The sequence below is a fragment of the Chryseotalea sp. genome (genome assembly GCF_057350905.1).
In genome coordinates, this window is sequence record NZ_JBMRCF010000010.1 from 220909 (window position 1) to 242163 (window position 21255).

The window sequence follows — 21255 nt, forward strand, 5'->3', positions numbered from 1 at the left end:
AAATTATTTATTCGTTGCAGTAATTATTTCAAATGAAAGAGGTGATAAAGTAATGGTGGCAGATTGTTCGTTGACGACAAGTTCGTGCCCCATAAGATTTGATGCTTGTGCCGACAAGTTGGCAATTTCTATGGCTACTGATGTTTTACTTTTGTTAAAAGCAATCCACACTTCTTCTGTAAAGTATTTGCGCTTAATGAGTAATTGTTGATCATCTTGTTGAATCACCTGCCAGTCACCATACAAAAGTGCAAGATTGTTTCTACGCAGCTTGACTAATTGCTGAGTGAGCATTTTAGTTCTTTCTTCCTGTGCGGATAAATTTTTAAAACGCATTATTCTTCTATTATCCGGGTCGTTTCCACCCGGATCACCAATCTCATCGCCATAATAAATAACAGGCACACCCGGTATGGTCATCATAAAAGCGATGAGTGATTGTAGTTTATTGTAAGCCATGGTATCTTTAACATTGATTTCTCTTGTCCAGCCTGCAAGCTTGGCATCTTCATCAAAGCGAATAGAACCATCGGCATATGAAATAAACCTGGCGCGATCCTGATTACCCGTAACATTACCCATTACGTGGTGATCACCAAAGTAATCCAGACTTTCTTGAACAGAATTAACCAAGCGAGAAAATGACACTTCATCTCTGGCAAACGTTGCTACGGCATCGTCATAAACATTAAAATCGAATTGACCATCGAGCATACCACTGTTTACATAGCTACTCACCAATTCGCGACTGCCATAGGTTTCTCCAATCTGATAAATGCTTAGCTTGTTGTTGCTGATAGCATGTCTTTTTATTTTTTTAGTAAGCTCACGCCAAAACAATAGATCAATGTGTTTGGAGGCATCATGACGAAAACCATCAAGGTCATAATGTTGTAACCAATGCATAGCAGTGTCAGTCATCGGGCCAACTACTGCTGGTTTACGCAAATCCAGTGTTGGTAAGAAAACATCAAACCAAGTAGTAAGTCGTTCATCATCCCATCTTTCGGTGTTGATGCTGCCATCGGGTAAGTATAAAGACGTAAACCATTCCGGTTTTTCTTTATACAAGGGATGCTCCTGGTGAACGTGATGCGCTACATAATCGAGAATGACGTTGATGTTGTTGTCGTGTGCTGTTGTAAGTAATTCGTTAAACGCTGTCTCATTGCCAAAACGATAATCAATTTGTTTTAATGATATGGGCCAGTAACCATGGTATGCAGAAAAGGTAGTGGGTGGTGTTGGGTACTTACCATAAGCGCCTGTAGGATTTTGTGTGATGGGAGAGAGCCAGAGTGTGTTGATACCTAAGTCAGTGAAATAACCATCTTTAATTTTTGCTGTAATGCCTTCCAGATCGCCACCAAAATAATTCGCTTTCGGGTGCACGCTTTTATCTTTCAGTGGTTCGTCATTGTTGCTGTTCCCATTGTTAAAGCGATCCACCATCATAAAGTACAATACTTGTGCTTCCTTATCGCTTCGCGTCAGTTGATTGGTCTGGTTAATCACTGCTCCGTTCTCCAGGGGAATCAACACATCATTGGAAATACCTTCATCATTGGCAGCCCAGACCCTGATAAAACTGCGCTTACTATTTTTAGCGGTGTTCGGAATTTGTAAAGTAATGTGCTGATTGCTTTTACTGACTTCGTCTATTTCAAAATTTTGCCAATACACTTTTACAAGTTTGGCAGGATTTAAAAGTTGAAGTGTAATACTTGTTTCATTATATGATTCGGTACTTAGTAACGGAAGTTTGGCAGGGTCTGGTTTAGGCAATTGCAGCACTGAATTCCACCCACCCATACCGTTGTCGACTGAATCTTTATTATTTGGATCTCTGATTTCCTTGCCATCTACAACAAAAAGGTATTGATAACGACCTGGTTTCAATGCTACTGTAGTGGAGAAATTTTCAGCGGTTTTGCTAAGCACCGTTTGATTTGCATTCCAACCATTGAACTCACCTTTTATTTTTACTTCGCTGACAATACCTGTGTAAGTAAAACTTTGTTTTAAAGAACCGGACTGTTGCAAAGGAATCTGATATGCTTGATTTTTTACCCATAAAGAAATGGAGCCGATCAATTCAGGTAAAGAGCCAATTAATTTAAGGTTATTACCTTCACGTGCGTATTGAAGTGAAGCAGGGACTGAAATCGAATCTATGCTATTTATTTCCAGTACATAATCTTCCAGATTGATATGTGTCGTGTCTTGCGAAAGTGTAAACACGCTGGCAAGTCCAAAGATTACTTGTTGATCTGTATAATCTTTGGTTGAAGGCTTGCACGAAGCAATCAGTAAACAGATTAATAATAGTGGGCTATAGTTGTATTTTAATATCTTCATCAGATGCGGGTATTTCGATATAAGGTAGATCATTAATTTTATAACCTTCATTTACTGAGCCTACAGGATCGAAACTGCGAAGGGGCTGCAGAAAGCGGTAGTTTTTGGATTGCAATTTTTTATTAACACCGTTAACGCTTGCAGTTTGAATGACGCCAAAACCATGGAAATAAATAATATACCTTTTGTATTGGCTATTTCGCTGACCTTTTGCTTTTTCAATCGTAAGCGCTTGTTTGTGTGCCTGATGGATAAATTGTTGTGTGCAATAATTGCCTTGTTCATTATCAAAGCTTTCTCCATCATCCTCATAACGCAGCATTGAAGTTTCATCTTCGCCTTTGTACACATGTACCTCCAACACTTCCTGTTTATGCTTTGTATTGCTCCCGGCTTCTTCATTCATGACAAGCACAGCTGAAGCCTTAACAAAAACAGGTAATTTATCCGGGGGGCACTCAACAATAGTTTCTCCCGCTGCATGAACTTTGTCATCGTATAAGCCATACCAGTTGCTTTCTGGTAAGTAAACCTTCATTAGATCTTTATAACTTTCAATGGGTGCCACCAACAAGTTATCCCCAAACATATACTGATGTTGATATTGTCCCTGATAAACTTTGTCATCGTGTGGATGATCAATAGCTAAAGAGCGATTGATAGGCATACCTGTTTGTGTGGCTTCATAGAAGGCCGAATAGATGTAGGGCATCAATCGGTAGCGCAGCTTAATGTAGTTACGTGAAATCTCTTCAACCTCTTCACCAAAAGACCATGGCTCGGCATCGCGACTGTTTACCATAGAGTGTCCTCTGAAGAAGGGAGAGAAGGCTCCTAAAGAAATCCAGCGCGCAAATAATTTTGGATTGGCATCACCAACAAAACCACCTACATCATAACCACAAAAAGCAATACCAGCCAAGCCCATGCTGTTGAGCATGCGTGTGCCCAGCATCATGTGTTCATCGTTGGCTACATTGTCGCCTGTCCATACGGCTGCATAACGTTGTATGCCCGAGAAACCCGATCTTGTTAAGTTAAAAGGTCTTTTGCCTTTCATTAAAGCTTTCGTGCCTTCATAGGTTGCTCTTGCCATTTGCATGCCGTAGATATTTCTTCCCCTGCGCATGCTGTCCGGATTTCCCTCAAAATCAAGTTCAATATTTTCAGGAAGTTGATTGCCCCAGGTAGCAATCTCATTCATATCATTCCAAAAACCTTTTACACCAAGGGAAACGTATTCTTTAAACTGTTCTTTCCACCAGGCACGAGTGGCTGCTTTAGTAAAATCGGGGAAGTGACACCAACCGGGCCATACTTGTGCAGTAAAATTGCTGCCATCCGGATATTTAATAAATACATTCTCTTTCACACCATTTTCATAGGTGTGATAACCATCTTCTACTTTAATACCGGGATCGCACATTACGACTACTTCAAAGCCTTTGGCTTGTAAATCTGTAATCAGCTTTTTGGGATCGCGGAAGTGCTCTTTATGCCAGGTGAAGATTTTATAGGCCTCCATGTAATGTATATCGAATACAATGACATCGGCAGGAATATCTTTTTCATGAAAAGTATCGGCAATGCTGTGCACTTCTGTGTCGGGAAAATAACTGTATCGGCATTGCTGATAACCAATACTCCACAATGGAGGTAAGGGCATTCGTCCGGTAAGATGCGTATAGTGTTTGATAATTTCAGCTACACTTTCACCATAAATAAAATAGTAGTTCATGTCGCCTCTGTCGGCCGAGAAGCTGGAGAAGCGATTATTGGAAGCACCAAAGTTTACAAAAGATTTAAAAGTATTATCAAGAAAAATACCATAGACCAATCCATTGTGTATGCCTATGTAAAAGGGAGTGGAACAATATAAAGGATCTGCACCGGAGTGATAAGCGAAATTATCAGTATTCCAGTTTTGGTAACCTTGTCCGCGCCTGTCCAGCGGACCTGTTTTTTCTCCAAGCCCGATAAAGCGTTCACCTTGTTGTAGTTTCTTATAAGTAGTTACCTGTTCACCATTCCAACTGATGCCAAAGCTATCATCCTCATTGATAACTTGACTTTGCTTGTTGGTAAAGATGAAGCGAGTTTGTGTTTTATCAATTGAAATATCGAAGCGCTTGGTTTTTAAGTGCAGGTGGTTGGCATCCTCCGTAATATTAAGATCAGCGTTGTCAGGCTTGGCCATAACAGCATAAGAGAAGTCTTCGAAAGTCTCGTGCTGCGAAGCAGTGATCCTTACAATGTTATCGTTGTAAAAAAGTACACGAAAGTTACCATGAGCAGCTTTCCCGCTGATGCCATTTTGTATAGACTTCCAGTTGTCAAGCTTTGACAGACTTTTGCTTAATGAAGAATGAAGTATTGCCATGGATGTTCATCTTAAATCTAGATTATACATCAGAATTTAATGCAGAATCAGGGTTTAAGATAGATCGATTCAGTACAGGACTTTGCTAAATGGAGTAAAAAAATACAGAAATCGATTGCGGTTTCTTTTGAAATGGGATTTTCTCCCGATTGACAGGATCTTATTGAACACAGATCCACCTTAAGAATGCAGTGTTTCCCCAGCAAGCATTGATTGATTGGGTTTTAGTGTAGAAGAATAAAATGGCAACCTCTCCAGACGACTTTGTACGCCTGGAGGTCAATAACAGCAAGTCTGGAGAAGCTTACTTTTTCACAGAAGATTCGCGCACGATCAGTCTCGTCTTCAATAATTTTACTTCAGGCGCTGGTTCTGGCTTTTTCTTGGATTTCAACTCTATGTGACGAATCAAAATTCTGGCTGCTTCTTGACCCATTTCGTAACCGGGTTGATCAACAGAAGATAAAGGTGGCTCCATGAGTGAGCTGAGTTGCCAGTTACTAAAACCAACGATGGCTATGTCTTTTGGAATTTTCAGGCCTGCCTGACGAATAGCTTGCATAGCGCCCATGGCAGCGGGATCGTTGCTGGCGAAAATAGCATCGGGCTTCGTTTTAAGGCTTAACAGTTTTTCGGTAGCTAATTTACCTTCTTCTGTTGTGCCTTTCGGACATAGTGCCACCAGACTTTCGTCAAAAGGTAATCCTGCTTCTGACAAAGCTTCTTTGTAGCCTTCGAGACGTTGCTTACTGATATATAAGTTGGGGGGTCCTTCCAGGTGGGCAATACGTTTGCATCCTTGCTCAATTAAATGCAGGGTTGCTTCTTTTGCTCCTACTTTATCATCTACAATAACCTTGCTACTGCCAGGTGTATCATAAATGCGATCAAAGAAAACGATAGGCATTCCTTTGGCAAGAATGTTTTCAATATGTTCGAAATCAACAGTTTCGCGACTGATAGACATGAGCATACCATCCACACGGCTGTTAAAAAGTGCTTTGAGATCACTTTTCTCACGTGCCAATGATTCATTAGATTGAGTAATGATAATATTATAGCCAGCGCTATAGGCAACATCCTCGATACCACTGATAATAGTTGAAAAGAAGAAGTGAACAATTTCAGGAATGATAACACCAATGGTATTGGTTTTACTAGAGCGCAGACTTAACGCTACTACATTGGGTTGATAATTGAGTTTTTCAGCCAGTTCGTTAACCGACTTTTTAGTTTCCGGGCTGATATCAGGATGGTCTTTTAAGGCGCGGGAAACAGTAGAGGGGGAGATGCCTAATTCGCGGGCAATATCTTTAATGGTAACCTGATTGAAATTCATAGCTACAAAGAAAACAAAATTTACCGCAACTTGTTGCACAAACGGTTGAACGAGCTGGTTTTTAGCTATTTATTTTTTATCGCAAAGAATAAAAATCATGTTTAATGCAATGCTTTGTGATGGCCAGGCATGATTTTTCAATGATACAATAGACGTATATATTAAGACAAGGTGACCTAGTTAAAGGACTAAGTCAAGTGTGGTCATTAAAGATAAAGTAATCTCCCAATAGGTATACCGTTAGACATCCATTTTCTATCCAGATTGAAATCGTTAAACAGTAAATATTATCTGACTGGGTAAGCTTTTTTGAATCCGTTATAAAAAGAGGTAAAAAACAGAAATCGATTGCGGTTCCGTTTCCGATTTCGATTCCGTGAATAAATGTGCTTTTTACTTACAAACGGTAGCTATTCATCTCTATTTTCAAGTCGAATTAAACATCTAAACACGGCTTAAATAGTTCATAAAAATTTCATTTTTAAATCTAAACCTATGTTAAAATTCTACGAAGCACGAAAAAACTTACTTCTGCTTCTTTTGCTTTTGGTTGGCACAAGCGCCTGGGCACAAGAAGTAAGAGTATCGGGGAGAGTTACCTCTGCTGATGATGGCAGCCCTTTGCCTGGCGTTAACATCGCTGAAAAAGGAACAAGTAATGGAACAATCTCAGACACTAATGGTAACTACGGCCTTTCAGTGAAATCTGGATCTACCTTAGTTTTCTCTTTTGTGGGCTATGCCTCACAAGAAGTAGTAGTTGGTGGAAGAACTTCTATTGATGTTATTTTAGAGACGGACATATTAGCACTATCTGAAATTGTAGTTGTTGGTTACGGTCAACAAGAGAAGAAAGATGTAACAGGTTCTGTTGTAGCCATTAGTACCAAAGATTTCAATAAAGGGGTCCTCTCTTCTCCACAAGATCTTTTGGTAGGTAAGGTAGCAGGTGTATCGGTTGTGAGCAATGGAGGTGCGCCTGGTGCTGGTTCAACCATACGTGTACGTGGTGGTTCTTCTTTGAGTGCAAGTAATGATCCATTAATTGTGATTGATGGTTTTCCAGTGGATAACGCTGGTATTTCTGGAAGTCCAAACCCTTTATCAACAATTAATCCTAATGACATAGAATCGTTTACAGTGTTGAAGGATGCTTCTGCCACAGCTATCTATGGTTCACGTGCTTCTAATGGCGTGATTATTATCACCACTAAAAAAGGTAAACAAGATAATTTTCAACTTAACTATAATGCACAATTTTCAGTAGGTACTCCTGTTAAGTTTATTGATGTGTTTACAGGTGATGAAGTAAGAGCATTAGCAACCCAATTAGAAGCAGATGGTTTTTCTGGTTTAAGCCAGGCTGCTCTTGATCGTTTGGGTGCTGAAAATACAGATTGGCAGAAGGAAATCTATCGCAACGCACTCTCTACTGACCATAATTTAAGTGCTTCAGGTTCTGTTAAAAATATCCCTTACAGATTGTCATATGGATATACCATGCAGCAAGGTATTTTAAAGAATACTGATTTAAGCAGAAATACACTTAACGTTAACATTAACCCTTCTTTTCTGGATAGCCGCTTAAACTTTAATGCAAATTTGAAGGCTGCTTTTTCGGATCATAATTTTGGAAACCAGGGCGCAGTTGGAGCTGCTGTTGCTTTTGATCCCACACAACCTGTGCGTAATGGCAATACACGTTATGGAGGTTATTTTACCTGGACAGAACTAGGACAAGCACTACCTGATGGATCCAACAATCCTGAAGGGAACAGAAACCCGATTGGTGTTTCTAATCCTGTTGCTTTGCTGGAGCAAACAACAGATTTATCTACGGTAAACCGTACTATTGGTAACCTGCAAACTGATTATCGTTTTGAGGCACTTCCCGAATTGCGTTTAAATCTTAACCTTGGTTTTGATAGAGCTGTTGGTGAAGGTTTCAGAAATTTTGATGAAAATGCCGCATTTATATCAACAGCCAATCAATTGAGAACTAATTACGAATCTACCAACACTTCGGAATTACTGGATTTTTATGTAAACTATAAGAAGGAATTCGGTATTCATACAATTGATGCAACAGGTGGTTATTCCTGGCAGCATTTTCAACGTCAGGGATCTAACTTTCAGCGCAATATTGACGGATCTGAGGTGAGAGACAGCTCAGCATATAAGAACGAAAATTTTCTTGTTTCTTTCTTCGGAAGAGTAAACTACTCTCTTAAAGGCAAATATTTAGTAACCGCCAGTTTGCGTAATGATGGTTCTTCTCGTTTTGGTGAAGAAAACAGATGGGGTTTATTTCCGGCAGTTGCATTCGCATGGAATCTTTCTCAAGAATCATTCCTCGCCAGTTCATCAACAGTATCAAATATGAAATTGCGCTTAGGTTATGGTGTTACAGGTCAGCAAGATATTGGTGCAAACTATTATCCTTATCTAGCTGCATACCGCGAAAGTATTAACGGTGCATCTTATCAATTTGGTAGTACTTTCTATTCTACTTTCCGTCCTGATCCATACGATGCCAACATCAAGTGGGAAGAAACCACAACATTAAATGCTGGTTTAGATTTCGGGTTCTTGAAAGACAGAATCACTGGTACATTTGATGTGTACAAGCGAGAGACTAAAGATCTGATTAATTTTATTCCTATTCCTGCTGGTAGTAATTTCTCTAACTTCCTTACCACCAATGTTGGTAACCTTGAAAATACCGGCTTCGAAATCAGCCTGAATGGTAAAGTAGTAGAGACAAGCGATGTAGCTTGGAATCTTGGCTTTAACCTATCAAGAAATGAAAATAAGATCACAAAGTTGATAAAGACAGATGACCCTAATTATCCTGGAGTAGCAGTAGGTGTAATTTCTGGTGGCGTTGGTAACAACGTTCAGATCCATCAGGTAGGTTTCCCTGCTAATTCATTCAATGTATTTGAACAAGTATATGGCGCCAATGGTTTACCTATCGAAGGGCTTTACGTTGACAGAAGTGGACAAGGAGGAGCGGTGACCAGCAATGAATTGAATAAGTATCGTTACAAGCAACCTGCCCCACGTGTATTAATGGGTGTGAATACAAGTGTTCGCTACAAGAATTTTGATTTTTACGCATCCGGCCGTATCAGCCTAGGCAATTATGTATATAACAACGTATTATCTGACAGAGCTGTTTATCAGTCACTTTACAATCAATCTGGCTTCTTTAACAACTTGCCTGTTGCTGTAGATGAAACGAAGTTCACTGCTCCACAATATTTCTCTGATCACTATGTGGAGAATGCCAGTTTCTTCCGAATGGATAATATGAGTGCCGGATATAACTTTGATCAACTCTTTACAGAGAAATTAAAGGCACGGATAAGCTTTACTGTGCAGAATGCCTTTGTGGTAACTAAGTACAGTGGTTTAGATCCTGAGGTTGATGGCGGTATTGATAACAACATTTATCCCCGCCCTCGCACATTCTTACTTGGAATTAATTTAACATACTAAATCAATAAGACAGATTATGATGAAGGTAAAAACAAGAGTTGCAACGTTTGTAGCCATACTTGCGCTCATTACTTCGTGCGTGGGAGATTTGGATGTAAGCCCAATTGATCCGAATGTAACCACTTCTGCCAATGTTTATAAAACAACAGCTGATTATAAAAAAGGTCTAGCCAAGCTTTACGCTACTTTTGCAGTAAGCGGTCAGCAAGGCCCATCAGGTCAACCTGATATTTCTGGTATCGATGAAGGTTTCGGTAACTATTTGCGTCAATACTGGAATGCGCAAGAACTAACAACCGATGAGGCTATTATGGCCTGGAATGATGCAACGATAAAAGATTTCCATTATCACACCTGGACAGCTACTGACGTTTTTATAGGTGCTGTTTACTCAAGAATTATGTACACCGTTTCTTTGTGTAACGAATTCATCAGAGCTGGCGCAGGTAATTCAGATGGAGAGGTTTCAACAATGGTTGCAGAGGCTCGCTTCCTGCGTGCCTTAGCATACTACCATGCTTTGGATATGTTTGGTAATCCGCCTTTTGTAACTGAAGCTGACAAGCCAGGTTCAAGCTTTCCAAGACAAACCAACCGTGAAGAACTTTTTAGTTACATCGAACAGGAACTTATTGCTATTGAAAGCGAGTTGGGTGACCCTAAGTTTGAATATGCACGCGCTGATAAAGCAGCTGCCTGGATGTTACAAGGAAAATTGTATTTGAATGCAGAGGTGTATATCGGCCAGGCCAAATATACGGAGGCCATTACTGCATTAAATAAAGTCTTAGCAGCTCCTTATTCACTATCTACAAATTACTTGCACAATTTTGTAGCCGATAATCACACCAGTCCGGAAATGATTTTCCCAATCACCTTTGATGAAGTTAACACGCAATCTTTTGGTGGTATGGTATACCTTATCCACGCTACCATTGGTGGGTCGATGCCAGCTGCGAGTACATTTGGTGTTAATGGCGGATGGGGTGGTATACGCACTACATCAGCTTTGGTAGATAAGTTTGATGCTCCTATTGGCGGACCTGATGCCAGAGCCCTTTTCTGGAATGATGGTCAGGCACTTGATATCAATGATGTTGGTCAGTTTACTGACGGCTGGGCCATTACCAAGTTCAGAAACAGAAAACTTGATGGCTCTCAGGCAACAGCTAATCCTCCTGGCGATTTCGTTAACACAGACTACCCGATGTTCCGTTTGGCAGATGCATACTTGATGTTTGCAGAGGCAGTAGTTCGCGGGGGGGCTGGTGCTACAAGGGCGGATGCGTTAACAAGAATTAATCAATTGCGTCAACGCGCTTATGGCAACACCTCTGGTAATATCGTGGATGCAGAAATGAACCTTGATTTTATTATTGACGAGCGTGCAAGAGAGCTCTATTTCGAAGGCCACAGACGTACTGACTTAATTCGTTTTGGCCGATTTACAGGAAACACATATTTATGGCCATGGAAGGGCAGGGTAAAAGAAGGCGTGGCAACGGAAACATTTAGAAATTTATTTCCTATCCCGTCAGCTGATAGAGGTGCCAACCCAAATCTTGATCAAAATTTTGGTTATTAATGCTAGACTTTAAATGACTATGAGAAATTATAAAATTCTATTCTTTGCATCACTGCTGGCAGTTGGCTGTGCTGAGGAGGAAGTAGGCCCTGTCCTGATGGATAGCAGTGCCTTTGAAGCACCTGCAATTGTAAATGAAACAACGAGACCATCTGAGGTTTTTACATTGGAAGACTTTCCTGAGACCTATGAAATATTAAAATGGGAACGCACCAACTATGGTGGTATAAATCTCTCCACCACTTATGTTGTTGAGATTGATAAAACTGAAGATTTCGATGCACCAAAGAATCTAATGACAACATCAGCGGATTCAGCAGTAATCACAGTTGAGAACATTAATAACGCAATGATTTCACTTGGATTACCACCCTTTGAAGAAGCTACTGCCTATATTCGTTTGAAGTCAACTGTAAATGGAACTACAGACACTTTATACACCGATGCATTATATTCTGGAGTTATTACAAGAAGTGCTTCAACTTTCCAAAGCAGTGAATGTGGTAAGTTTTGTTCAATTGGTATCATTGGCAGCGCGACACCAGGTGGTTGGGATAATGATACTGACATGCGCCTGGCAGATGCTACGCGTGTAGATAAGTCTGTATGGACTGCTATCTTATATCTCACCGGAGGTAGTCAGGTGAAGTTCAGAGCAAGTGATGCTTGGACTGACAATTGGGGTGGTACAAGTTTCCCTACAGGAACTGGCGCAGCAGGTGGTGCCGACATTACGGTGAATGCAAGTGGCTATTATAAAGTTACTTTCAACGAAGATACTTTTGCATACTCTTTCACTTTGCTGTCAACACCAACGTTTACAACAATTGGTATCATAGGTTCAGGAACGCCTGGGGGTTGGGATAATGATACTAACCTGACACAAGATGTTAATGATCCTCATGTTTGGACAGGTACCGTTACGTTAACAGAAGCCGAGGCAAAATTCAGAGCCAATGACGATTGGGCGAACAACTGGGGCTCTAACACTTATCCTTCAGGCCATGGCATTGGGAATGGTGCAAATATTCCTGTAAAAGCTGGTACATATGCGATTCGCTTTAATGATGCAACAGGAGAATATCAGTTTATGCCTGTAGCCAGCGCCACGCCTTATACAACCATTGGTATTATTGGTTCGGCTACGCCTGGTGGATGGGATAATGACACAGACATGACAAGGAATCCGAGCAATCCTTTCTTGTGGTCAAAAATATTCACATTGACTGAGGCTGAAGCTAAATTCCGCGCGAATAATGCATGGGATGTAAACTGGGGTGGTTCTGCTTTCCCTGGTGGCGTGAGCAGCCAAGGTGGCGCTAATATTCCAACAAAGGCTGGTACTTACTTTGTAACCTTCAACTCTGGTACAGGTGAATATTACTTCCTGAAGTAAAGCAAGGCCTACGATTTTATAAACAGAGGCTGTGATCACAGCCTCTGTTTTTTTAAACAACTTACCATCGAGTAATGAGGAGATTTTTACTATTATTTTTTTTAAGTCCTTTAACACTATGGGCACAAACAGTCACCACTAATCCGGCTGTACCAAGTCCTGACCAACCAGTAACGATTACGGTGAATGTTGCAGGAACAAGTTTGTCTGGTTATGCCTGGAACAATGACACGGCACCCGTTTGGTTGTGGGCATGGTTAGAAAAAGGTGCTACAGACATTAACGCACCTACCAATGTAAACCCGGCAACTGCTGCACAAGATGCTGCCAAGTGTACACGTATTGGTACAAATCCCGACATCTATCAAATAACGATTACACCAACAACTTTTTTTAATAAGCCAGCTTCCGAGATTACGCAAATCGGACTTAAATTAAAGACAAGGAACTGGAGCGATAATAAGCAAACAGATAATGATCGCTTTATTAACCTCTCCTTAAATTTTGCTATTACCCTGAGTAACCCGACAAGCACTTCATTTTTTGTTGAGAACGGGGAAACCATAAATATTACTACGAACACCAATCAAAACTCAACAATTGCTTATAAGATCGGTGGTGTGAGTATTGCCACATCTGCAGCGGGTGTTAATACATTCACCTACCAACACATAGTAACCGAAACGCAAGGTTCCGTAGAGGTAGTGTGTGAGGCCAATAACGGAACTGAAACCATTTCCACCTCTTTTGTTTATACACTCCGATCTGCAACCATTAATGAGAACAGACCTCCAAACATAATTGATGGTATCAATTATGAGACTGACCCTACGGTAGCTACCTTAAGTTTGTGGGCACCGGGTAAATCTTCAGTATATGTACTGGGCGATTTTAATGACTGGTCCATAGATGCAGACTATCAAATGAAAAAAGATGGGGAACATTTTTGGTTAAAACTTACTGGCCTTACTGCAGGAGTGGAATATGCCTTTCAATATTTTGTTGACGAAAGCATTAAAGTAGCTGATCCTTATGCAGACAAAATTCTTGACCCTGAAGATCAATATATTCCGGAAACCACTTATCCAAATTTAAAAGAATACCCGTCAAAAGCACTTAGCAACAAATGGTATGAGAACCGTGCATCTGTATTGCAAACTGCACAACAGCCCTATCAATGGGTTGTTACTGATTTTCAGAAACCTGCTAAAGAAAAGCTGGTTGTGTATGAATTGCTTATTCGCGATTTTTTTGGTGCTGATAACAGAAACTATCAAAACCTAATTGATACCATTTCTTATTTGAAGCGCTTGGGCATCAACGCCATTGAACTGATGCCTGTAATGGAATTTAACGGTAATGAGGGATGGGGTTACAATCCTACTTTCATGTTTGCGCCTGACAAGTATTATGGAACAAAAAATAAGTTAAAGGAATTTGTAGATCGTTGTCATCAGGAGGGAATTGCCGTCATTCTGGATATCGCATTGAATCATCAGGATGTGCCGAATACTTATGCTTCCATGTATTTTAATTTTGATACGTTTAAACCAACACCTGATAATCCCTGGTTCAATGTAGATGCACGCCATCCTTTCAATGTATTTAATGACATGAATCATGAGAGTGCCTACACCAAAAAGTATGTAGACACGGTAAATTATTACTGGCTTAATGAATATAAAGTAGATGGTTTTCGTTTTGATTTATCTAAAGGTTTTACACAAACCAATAACCCCGGTAATGTTGGCGCCTGGTCTTCCTATGATGCTTCGCGTGTTGCCTTACTTAAACGCATGGCAGATGTGATATGGTCGCATACACCAGACGCCTATGTTGTATTGGAACATTTGGGAGAAAACACTGAAGAAAAGGAGTTGGCGCAATACCGATATGCAGAAGGGAAAGGGATGATGTTGTGGGCTAAAATGACAGATCAGTATAATCAGAACACGATGGGGTATTTGGAGAATTCTTCAATACGCAATGTATACCATGCGGAAAGGGGATGGGATGCTGCACACCTGGTCGGTTATATGGAGAGTCATGATGAGGAGCGGCTCATGTACAAGAACCTTAATTTTGGAAATGCAATCAGCAGTTACAGCACTAAGGATTTGCGTATTGCGTTAAAAAGAATAGCAGCAGCCAATGCCCTCTTCTTAACTGTGCCTGGTCCTAAAATGATCTGGCAATTCGGTGAATTTGGTTATGATAAATCGATTAACCTTTGTGAGAATGGCACCATCACAGAAAACTGTCGGTTGTCACCGAAACCTACTATGTGGGACTTTGAAGAGACTGAGGGCAGAAGAGTTTTATTCGAAAAAACAGCTGACTTACTGCGATTGCGAAATGCCTATGATGTATTTACCAACGGGGATGCTACATTCTCAACTACCAATTCACTTGTCAAATCTGTTGTATTAAAAAATTCGCCTTATATCAGTGCGCCCGCCACTCCTGAGAATATGAATGCTGTGGTGGTTTCAAATTTTGATTTGATTGAACGGGCAAGTCTTGTGGATTTTCCGCATACAGGCACTTGGTTTGAGTATACTGCAGGGGGTACATCTGTTCAGGTAACGCAAGCTAGTTTGTCAGTTACTCTTGCTCCTGGGGAATATAAACTGTACACGGATGTAGCTATTGATGTGAATGTGATAACCGCTTTGGAAGAAGGCCAGGATAATCTTGTAACGGTATATCCAAATCCAACCGAAGGGAAACTAATTCTCCCTGATGCAGTCGATTTGAAAAGTGTTTCTATCAAAACGTTAACAGGAGCAGACGTATTGATCAAAAAGATTTCTGAAAATGAGATTGAATTTGAATCAAGTCCAGGCTTGTACATACTCCGCTATACTTTAAAAGATAAACGTGTAACACATAAGATTATGAAGTACTAAAATGCCAACGAATGAACAATCGTTTGCGACACTTTATTGTAGCTAATCCTAGAGTAAAGCGAGGGCAAGAAGTATTTTTGAATTTTAATTTGATGAACGTAATAGAAAACAAAATAGCTGCAGCCATTTTTGATTTAGATGGTGTGATTGTAGATACAGCTAAGTATCACTACTTGGCATGGAAGAAATTAGCAAATGAAATTGGCATTGATCTGAGTATTGAGGATAATGAACGATTGAAGGGTGTAAGTCGGATGGATTCGTTGGACATCATACTTTCCTTAGGAGGCGTTCAGTTTAGCGAAAAGGAGAAGATTGCAATGGCTGATAGAAAAAACACTTGGTTTGTAGACTATGTAAACCAGATGAAGCCAGACGAGATTTTGCCTGGTGCAAAGGCCTTGCTTGAAGCTTGCAGGGCTAATGGAATTAAAGTGGCACTCGGATCGAGTAGCAAGAATGCGAAAACAGTATTAAACCTATTAAACATTAATCATTTGTTTGATGTGATTGTGGATGGCACCATGATCCAAAAAAGCAAACCAGATCCTGAAATTTTCCTGTTGGGAGCCTCCTTACTGAATCTTCCTGCAAGTCAATGCATGGTTTTTGAAGATGCAGAAGCAGGTGTAGCGGCTGCCTTAGCGGCAGGTATGCGTTGTGTTGGTTTAGGTTCTCCGGCACAATTGGGTAAAGCAAACCTTGTTGTCCCAGATTTAAAGAATTTCACTATCAAGGACATGACAGATCTTGTCCTTGCTCACTAAGAATTGTTGATGATATGAAATGGCCTTTTCAAAGTTTTCAAAAAAATACGTTGATAAAGTTAGCCATTCCATGTGTCCTTAATATGTAATTAAAAACATCACATGAAGCAGTATTTGAAACATGATGCCTGGAAAATAATCGAAGAGGGATTTACTCCGGCTTATAATAGAATATCGGAAAGTGTATTTAGCATTGGTAACGGAAGAATGGGCCAACGTGCTACTTTCGAAGAACAATATTCAGGTGATACACATCAGGGCAGTTATGTGGCCGGTGTGTATTATCCGGATAAAACCAGAGTAGGTTGGTGGAAAAACGGATACCCGGAATATTTTGCTAAAGTACTTAATGCACCGAGTTGGATTGACATTAAGATAACTATTGACGGTGAAGTGCTCGATCTGGCTACAGCAAAGGTTGAAAATTTCAGACGTGAACTTAATATGCAAAATGGTCTGCTAACCAGATCATTTAAAGCTACCTTAAAAAATGGCAAACAGTTATCGGTAGAAGCTAAACGCTTTTGCAGCATGGCTGACGGTGAAGTAGGAGCCATCCGATATTCAATCACACTGTTGAATGGTTCAGGAAAATTATCTGTCAATTTACCTGTAGATGCTGACGTAGTAAATAAAGATGCTAACTATGATGAAAAATTCTGGGAAGAAATCTATAAATCAGCTGATGCAGACAGGGCTATCGTTGTAGCAGAAACCAAAAAAACAAAATTTCACGTTTGTACAGGTATTTCATTCCTCATTAAGGAAAACGATAAGTTAAAACCAGTAACTGCCAATACCGAAACAAAAGAAAAGTATGCAGCCATCACTTTTAACTATGATCTAAAAGAAAACACCATTTTCAGTATTGAGAAATTTGCGGTTGTGCTCTCGAGCGAAAATCATAAGAAGGATTTATTGGTTTCAGTAGCAGAACAAAAACTTCGTTCAATTAAAACAGAAGGTTTCGACCGACTTTTTGATGCGCACCAGAATAACTGGTTAAAGCGTTGGCAAGGTGCAGACATTACCATTGAAGGTGATATTGCAGCACAGCAAGGCATACGTTTTAATATATTCCAGCTTATGCAGACCTATACAGGCGATGACGAGCGATTGAACATCGGACCAAAAGGTTTCACCGGAGAAAAATATGGTGGAAGTACTTATTGGGATACTGAAGCTTACTGTTTGCCTTTTTACCTGGGCACTACCGATCAGAGCGTTGCCAGAAACCTGCTTGTATATAGACACAAGCACTTGCAGAAAGCTATTGAAAATGCTGCAAAACTTGGATTTACCAATGGTGCTGCGCTTTATCCCATGGTAACCATGAATGGCGAGGAATGTCATAATGAATGGGAAATTACCTTCGAAGAGATACACCGCAATGGTGCGATAGCTTACGGTATCTATGATTACATTCGCTATACGGGCGAAGAAAAATATTTGACGCAATACGGTCTGGAAGTACTGATTGGTATTTCAAGGTTTTGGGCACAGCGTGTAAACTGGTCGGCCGATAAACAGAAGTATGTTATGTTAGGCGTTACTGGTCCTAATGAATATGAAAATAACGTTAACAACAACTGGTATACTAACTTAATTGCAGCCTGGACTTTAGAGTATACACAACAAGCAATTGATTTTGTAAAGGCGGATGATAAAACTGCCTATGAAAAGCTGGCGAAGAAAGTTTCTTTTAATGAGAAGGAAGAAACAGCAAAATGGTCTGACATCCGATCCAACATGTATTTGCCGGAAGACAGCAAGCGTGGCGTTTACTTGCAGCAAGATGGGTTTTTGGACAAAGAGTTGTTAACGGTAAGTCAACTAAGAAAAGAAGACAGACCACTAAATCAAAAATGGTCGTGGGACAGAATACTGCGCTCGTGCTTTATTAAACAGGCAGATGTGTTGCAAGGGATATATTTCTTCGAAGACCGTTTTTCATTTGATGAATTGAAACGCAACTTCGATTTTTATGAACCCATGACTGTTCATGAGTCTTCACTTTCACCATGCGTACACGTTATTCTGGCCTCTGTACTGGGTTATAAAGAGAAGGCTTACGAAATGTACTTACGCACTTCACGACTCGACCTGGATGATTATAATAACGATACCGAAGATGGTTGCCATATTACCAGTATGGCGGGTACCTGGATGAGTGTTGTGAAAGGTTTTGGTGGTATGCGTGTGCGCGATGGCAAGCTACACTTTAATCCATTTATTCCAGATCAGTGGAAATCGTATTCTTTCAAAGTTGAATTCAGAGGCAGGGTTATTCTGGTCAATGTAAGCAAGGCATCAACTGACATTAAAGTTATTTCAGGTGAGCCGCTGGAGATTATTGTAGGCGAGGAGAAGGAACTCGCTTAAGTTAGTTGTTGGTTGTTAGTTGTTGGTATTGCGATTAACCAACAACTAACAACGATCAACTAAAATTCTTTAGCATCAAGTTTGGCGAAATATTTACGCGCTTCAGCCATCACTTTCGGTGCCAGTACAAATCCCGAAAGCATGGTGGGGAAAGCCATCAGGGCATATGCAATATCAATCACATTCATGACGTCCGTCATGGAAGCGACAGCACCAACAATAATAGTAGACAAATAGAAGTAGTTGTAATAATGGCCTGCTTTTGCACCAAATAAAAAGGCCATGCCTTTACTGCCATAATAACTATAGGAGAACAAAGAGGTAATAGCAAAGAAGAATGCACTCAGCAATAATAAGATTTTGCCTGGTGTACCTAATGACATTTCAAAAGCCGTGGCTGTAAGTGATACACCGCTCGCACCGGAGGTCTTCCATACATCAGTTACCAGAATGGCCAATGCGGTCAGTGTACATACAATTAATGTATCGATGAGGGGGCTCATCATAGAAACTAATCCTTCGCGAATAGGCTCTTTACTTCTGGATGCACCCAAGGCCATGGGAGCAGTGCCAATACCTGCCTCATTAGAAAAAGAGGCTCTTCTTACACCTGTCACAATTAATCCGCCAACAATACCACCGAGCAAAGGATCTCCTCGATAATTACTAGCAGAAAAAGCATCTGTAATCACCATCCATAAATAGGTGGGAACTTTAGCATAGTTTACAATCAGTATGGCCACCACAGAAACGAAATAAATCACAATCATTAAAGGTACCATTTTCCCTGCCCAGGTACCGATGCGTTGAATGCCTCCAACAATAACGACAGCCGATATGATCATAAGCACAGTACCAATAATGAACTTGGCTATATTGATTTCAAAACCTGCAACAGTAAAGGAAGCTGTCTTAGTGCTCTCTGATGTAAAACCGATATCAATAATAACCTGAGTAAGTTGATTAGCTTGAAAAATAGGGAGGCATCCGACCATCACACATATTGAAAAGAGAATGGCCAAAGGTTGCCACGGCTTACCCAAGGCTTCTTTGATCACATACATGGGACCTCCTTGAAGCACACCCGCAGAATCTTTTCCACGATACATCACAGATAAAGTACTTGTAAAGAAGTTAGTACTCATGCCAACAAAAGCAGTAACCCACATCCAGAAAAGTGCTCCGGGGCCGCCTATTGAAATAGCAGCGGCAACACCTGCAATATTTCCCATACCCACAGTTGAAGCGAGTGCTGTTGAGAGCGCTTCATATGCGTTGATGTGACCAGGATCATTGGGGTTATCATACTTGCCTCTTAACACTGAAATAGCATGTCCAAAATATTTATATTGGATAAATCCCGAATAAATAAGAAAGAAAAGTCCTCCAAGAATTAATAAGAAAAGAACTGGCGTCCATACCTGGGTGGCTAATTCACTAATAAATTCACTCATTTGCAAAATTTTAAAGGGCTAAAATAGGACTTATTCTTTAATTGACAATTTTCATTTAATAAAGCAAAAGAAGAGTAAAAGCACTATCAATAAATGATAACTGGTACTTATCAGTTATTTGTTTTCAATTTCCCATTCGATACAGCCATCCAATTGCAAAGCATATAAAGTAAGCGTGCACCAACGTTCGCGTCCCATTCATCGTTACCAGAGGTGGCTACTTCATTCAAATCGAAGCCAATAATTCGCTTACCAGATTTTACCAGCTTTTTAATCAGATGCTGAACTTCATGAAATTGAAATCCGCCCACTACCGGTGTTCCTGTATTCGGACAAAGTTTCGGATCAAGGCCATCAATATCAAAACTGATATAAATTAATTCAGGTAGCTCTTTAATAATAGCATTACAGATCGCATCCCATGATTTTCCTTCCAATTGATGTGCCTTGATATCTTCATCAAAAAAAGTAACCACCCTGCCTGCCGCTCTTTGCATAACCATTACTTCCTCCTCGCAATAGTCGCGAATGCCAACTTGAACCAGCTTAGCAACAGCAGGAAGCTTCAGTGCATTGTACATAATACTGGCATGTGAGTAGGTAAATCCTTCGTATGCTTTTCTTAAATCAGCATGTGCATCAATTTGCAATACAGCAAAGCGATCGTAACGTTCACTTAACGCCCGCAAAAAACCAAGGGGTGTACTATGATCGCCTCCGAGTAATGCCACGAGTTTACCTTCTTTGATTTGTTTGAGGGTTGTATTTTTTACATAAATGTTCAGGTTTTCACAGGCTTCATTTATTTTATCAAGCAGCGGATTATCAGAAGCTTCCTCACCGTTACTTAATGAAAGTATATGCTGCGAGGCCAGTTCTCTTAGCTTTCTATTCTCTTCATATAGATTTTGCGGCACAGGTAGCATGGTAATCCCAAGTTTCCAGGCACCTGGAATATCTTTAACAAATAAATCGACTTGAGCACTGGCTTTTAAAATTGCCTCCGGCCCTTTGGCTGTTCCGTCTTTATAAGAAACAGTAACCTCCCATGGCACAGGTACGATAACCAGAGATGCATTTTCCGGTGAGAAGGGTAAACCAAACAGATTACCTGAAGCACCGGGAGCATTTGGATCAAATTGGGCAATAATATCTTCTTTTGTTATCATGAAATAAGAACTCCT

Annotated in this window: 11 protein-coding genes; 6 read left to right on the plus strand and 5 right to left on the minus strand. The window is 40.4% G+C overall.

Annotated features, from left to right (window positions below):
- Nucleotides 1-3 precede the first annotated feature (3 nt).
- The 3 genes from ACO1XM_RS14430 to ACO1XM_RS14440 all read right to left on the minus strand — a co-directional run bounded on the left by ACO1XM_RS14430 (nt 4) and on the right by ACO1XM_RS14440 (nt 6077).
- Nucleotides 4-2358 carry an alpha-amylase family glycosyl hydrolase gene (locus ACO1XM_RS14430; RefSeq protein WP_486230183.1) on the minus strand — a complete coding sequence of 785 codons (2355 nt, stop codon included), beginning with the start codon at nt 2356-2358 and terminating at the stop codon, nt 4-6.
- On the minus strand, nt 2333-4738 hold the full coding sequence (locus ACO1XM_RS14435) for a glycoside hydrolase family 31 protein (RefSeq protein WP_486230185.1): 2406 nt from the start codon (nt 4736-4738) through the stop codon (nt 2333-2335). Before ACO1XM_RS14435 ends, ACO1XM_RS14430 begins: the two co-directional genes overlap by 26 nt.
- A gap of 304 nt (nt 4739-5042) precedes the next feature.
- Nucleotides 5043-6077 carry a LacI family DNA-binding transcriptional regulator gene (locus ACO1XM_RS14440; protein ID WP_486230186.1) on the minus strand — a complete coding sequence of 345 codons (1035 nt, stop codon included), beginning with the start codon at nt 6075-6077 and terminating at the stop codon, nt 5043-5045.
- Between the two features lie 495 nt (nt 6078-6572).
- Here ACO1XM_RS14440 and ACO1XM_RS14445 point away from each other — a divergent pair, with 495 nt between their 5' ends.
- From ACO1XM_RS14445 to ACO1XM_RS14470, 6 genes are all read left to right on the plus strand, one after another.
- Nucleotides 6573-9578, plus strand: a complete 3006-nt coding sequence (locus ACO1XM_RS14445; RefSeq protein WP_486230189.1) for a SusC/RagA family TonB-linked outer membrane protein — start codon at nt 6573-6575, stop codon at nt 9576-9578.
- Nucleotides 9579-9594: 16 nt separating this feature from the next.
- Nucleotides 9595-11163 carry a RagB/SusD family nutrient uptake outer membrane protein gene (locus ACO1XM_RS14450; protein ID WP_486230190.1) on the plus strand — a complete coding sequence of 523 codons (1569 nt, stop codon included), beginning with the start codon at nt 9595-9597 and terminating at the stop codon, nt 11161-11163.
- A gap of 19 nt (nt 11164-11182) precedes the next feature.
- Nucleotides 11183-12559 carry a SusE domain-containing protein gene (locus ACO1XM_RS14455; RefSeq protein ID WP_486230192.1) on the plus strand — a complete coding sequence of 459 codons (1377 nt, stop codon included), beginning with the start codon at nt 11183-11185 and terminating at the stop codon, nt 12557-12559.
- A 74-nt stretch (nt 12560-12633) separates the two neighbouring features.
- Nucleotides 12634-15468, plus strand: coding sequence for an alpha-amylase family glycosyl hydrolase (locus ACO1XM_RS14460; RefSeq protein ID WP_486230194.1), 2835 nt, complete (start codon nt 12634-12636; stop codon nt 15466-15468).
- Between the two features lie 11 nt (nt 15469-15479).
- Complete coding sequence (pgmB, locus tag ACO1XM_RS14465) at nt 15480-16235, plus strand: beta-phosphoglucomutase (RefSeq protein ID WP_486230196.1); 756 nt, start codon at nt 15480-15482, stop codon at nt 16233-16235.
- Between the two features lie 102 nt (nt 16236-16337).
- Complete coding sequence (locus tag ACO1XM_RS14470; protein ID WP_486230198.1) at nt 16338-18617, plus strand: glycoside hydrolase family 65 protein; 2280 nt, start codon at nt 16338-16340, stop codon at nt 18615-18617.
- Nucleotides 18618-18676: 59 nt separating this feature from the next.
- Here the strand turns inward: ACO1XM_RS14470 and ACO1XM_RS14475 are convergent, their stop codons facing one another.
- Together ACO1XM_RS14475 and ACO1XM_RS14480 are read right to left on the minus strand one after the other, a co-directional pair.
- Entirely contained in the window at nt 18677-20071 is a 1395-nt protein-coding gene (locus ACO1XM_RS14475) for an alanine/glycine:cation symporter family protein (RefSeq protein ID WP_486230200.1), read from the minus strand.
- 110 nt (nt 20072-20181) lie between these two features.
- The gene (locus ACO1XM_RS14480; protein ID WP_486230202.1) at nt 20182-21240 is read right to left on the minus strand and encodes an agmatinase family protein; all 1059 of its coding nucleotides are present in this window, start codon (nt 21238-21240) and stop codon (nt 20182-20184) included.
- Between the last annotated feature and the right edge of the window lie 15 nt (nt 21241-21255).

Bases quoted from the DNA above. Each gene is read 5' to 3' on its own strand.
- ACO1XM_RS14430 (WP_486230183.1), bottom strand. From the start codon at position 2,358: ATGAAGATATTAAAATACAACTATAGCCCACTATTATTAATCTGTTTA.
- ACO1XM_RS14435 (WP_486230185.1), bottom strand. From the start codon at position 4,738: ATGGCAATACTTCATTCTTCATTAAGCAAAAGTCTGTCAAAGCTTGAC.
- ACO1XM_RS14440 (WP_486230186.1), bottom strand. From the start codon at position 6,077: ATGAATTTCAATCAGGTTACCATTAAAGATATTGCCCGCGAATTAGGC.
- ACO1XM_RS14445 (WP_486230189.1), top strand. From the start codon at position 6,573: ATGTTAAAATTCTACGAAGCACGAAAAAACTTACTTCTGCTTCTTTTG.
- ACO1XM_RS14450 (WP_486230190.1), top strand. From the start codon at position 9,595: ATGATGAAGGTAAAAACAAGAGTTGCAACGTTTGTAGCCATACTTGCG.
- ACO1XM_RS14455 (WP_486230192.1), top strand. From the start codon at position 11,183: ATGAGAAATTATAAAATTCTATTCTTTGCATCACTGCTGGCAGTTGGC.
- ACO1XM_RS14460 (WP_486230194.1), top strand. From the start codon at position 12,634: ATGAGGAGATTTTTACTATTATTTTTTTTAAGTCCTTTAACACTATGG.
- pgmB (WP_486230196.1), top strand. From the start codon at position 15,480: ATGAACAATCGTTTGCGACACTTTATTGTAGCTAATCCTAGAGTAAAG.
- ACO1XM_RS14470 (WP_486230198.1), top strand. From the start codon at position 16,338: ATGAAGCAGTATTTGAAACATGATGCCTGGAAAATAATCGAAGAGGGA.
- ACO1XM_RS14475 (WP_486230200.1), bottom strand. From the start codon at position 20,071: ATGAGTGAATTTATTAGTGAATTAGCCACCCAGGTATGGACGCCAGTT.
- ACO1XM_RS14480 (WP_486230202.1), bottom strand. From the start codon at position 21,240: ATGATAACAAAAGAAGATATTATTGCCCAATTTGATCCAAATGCTCCC.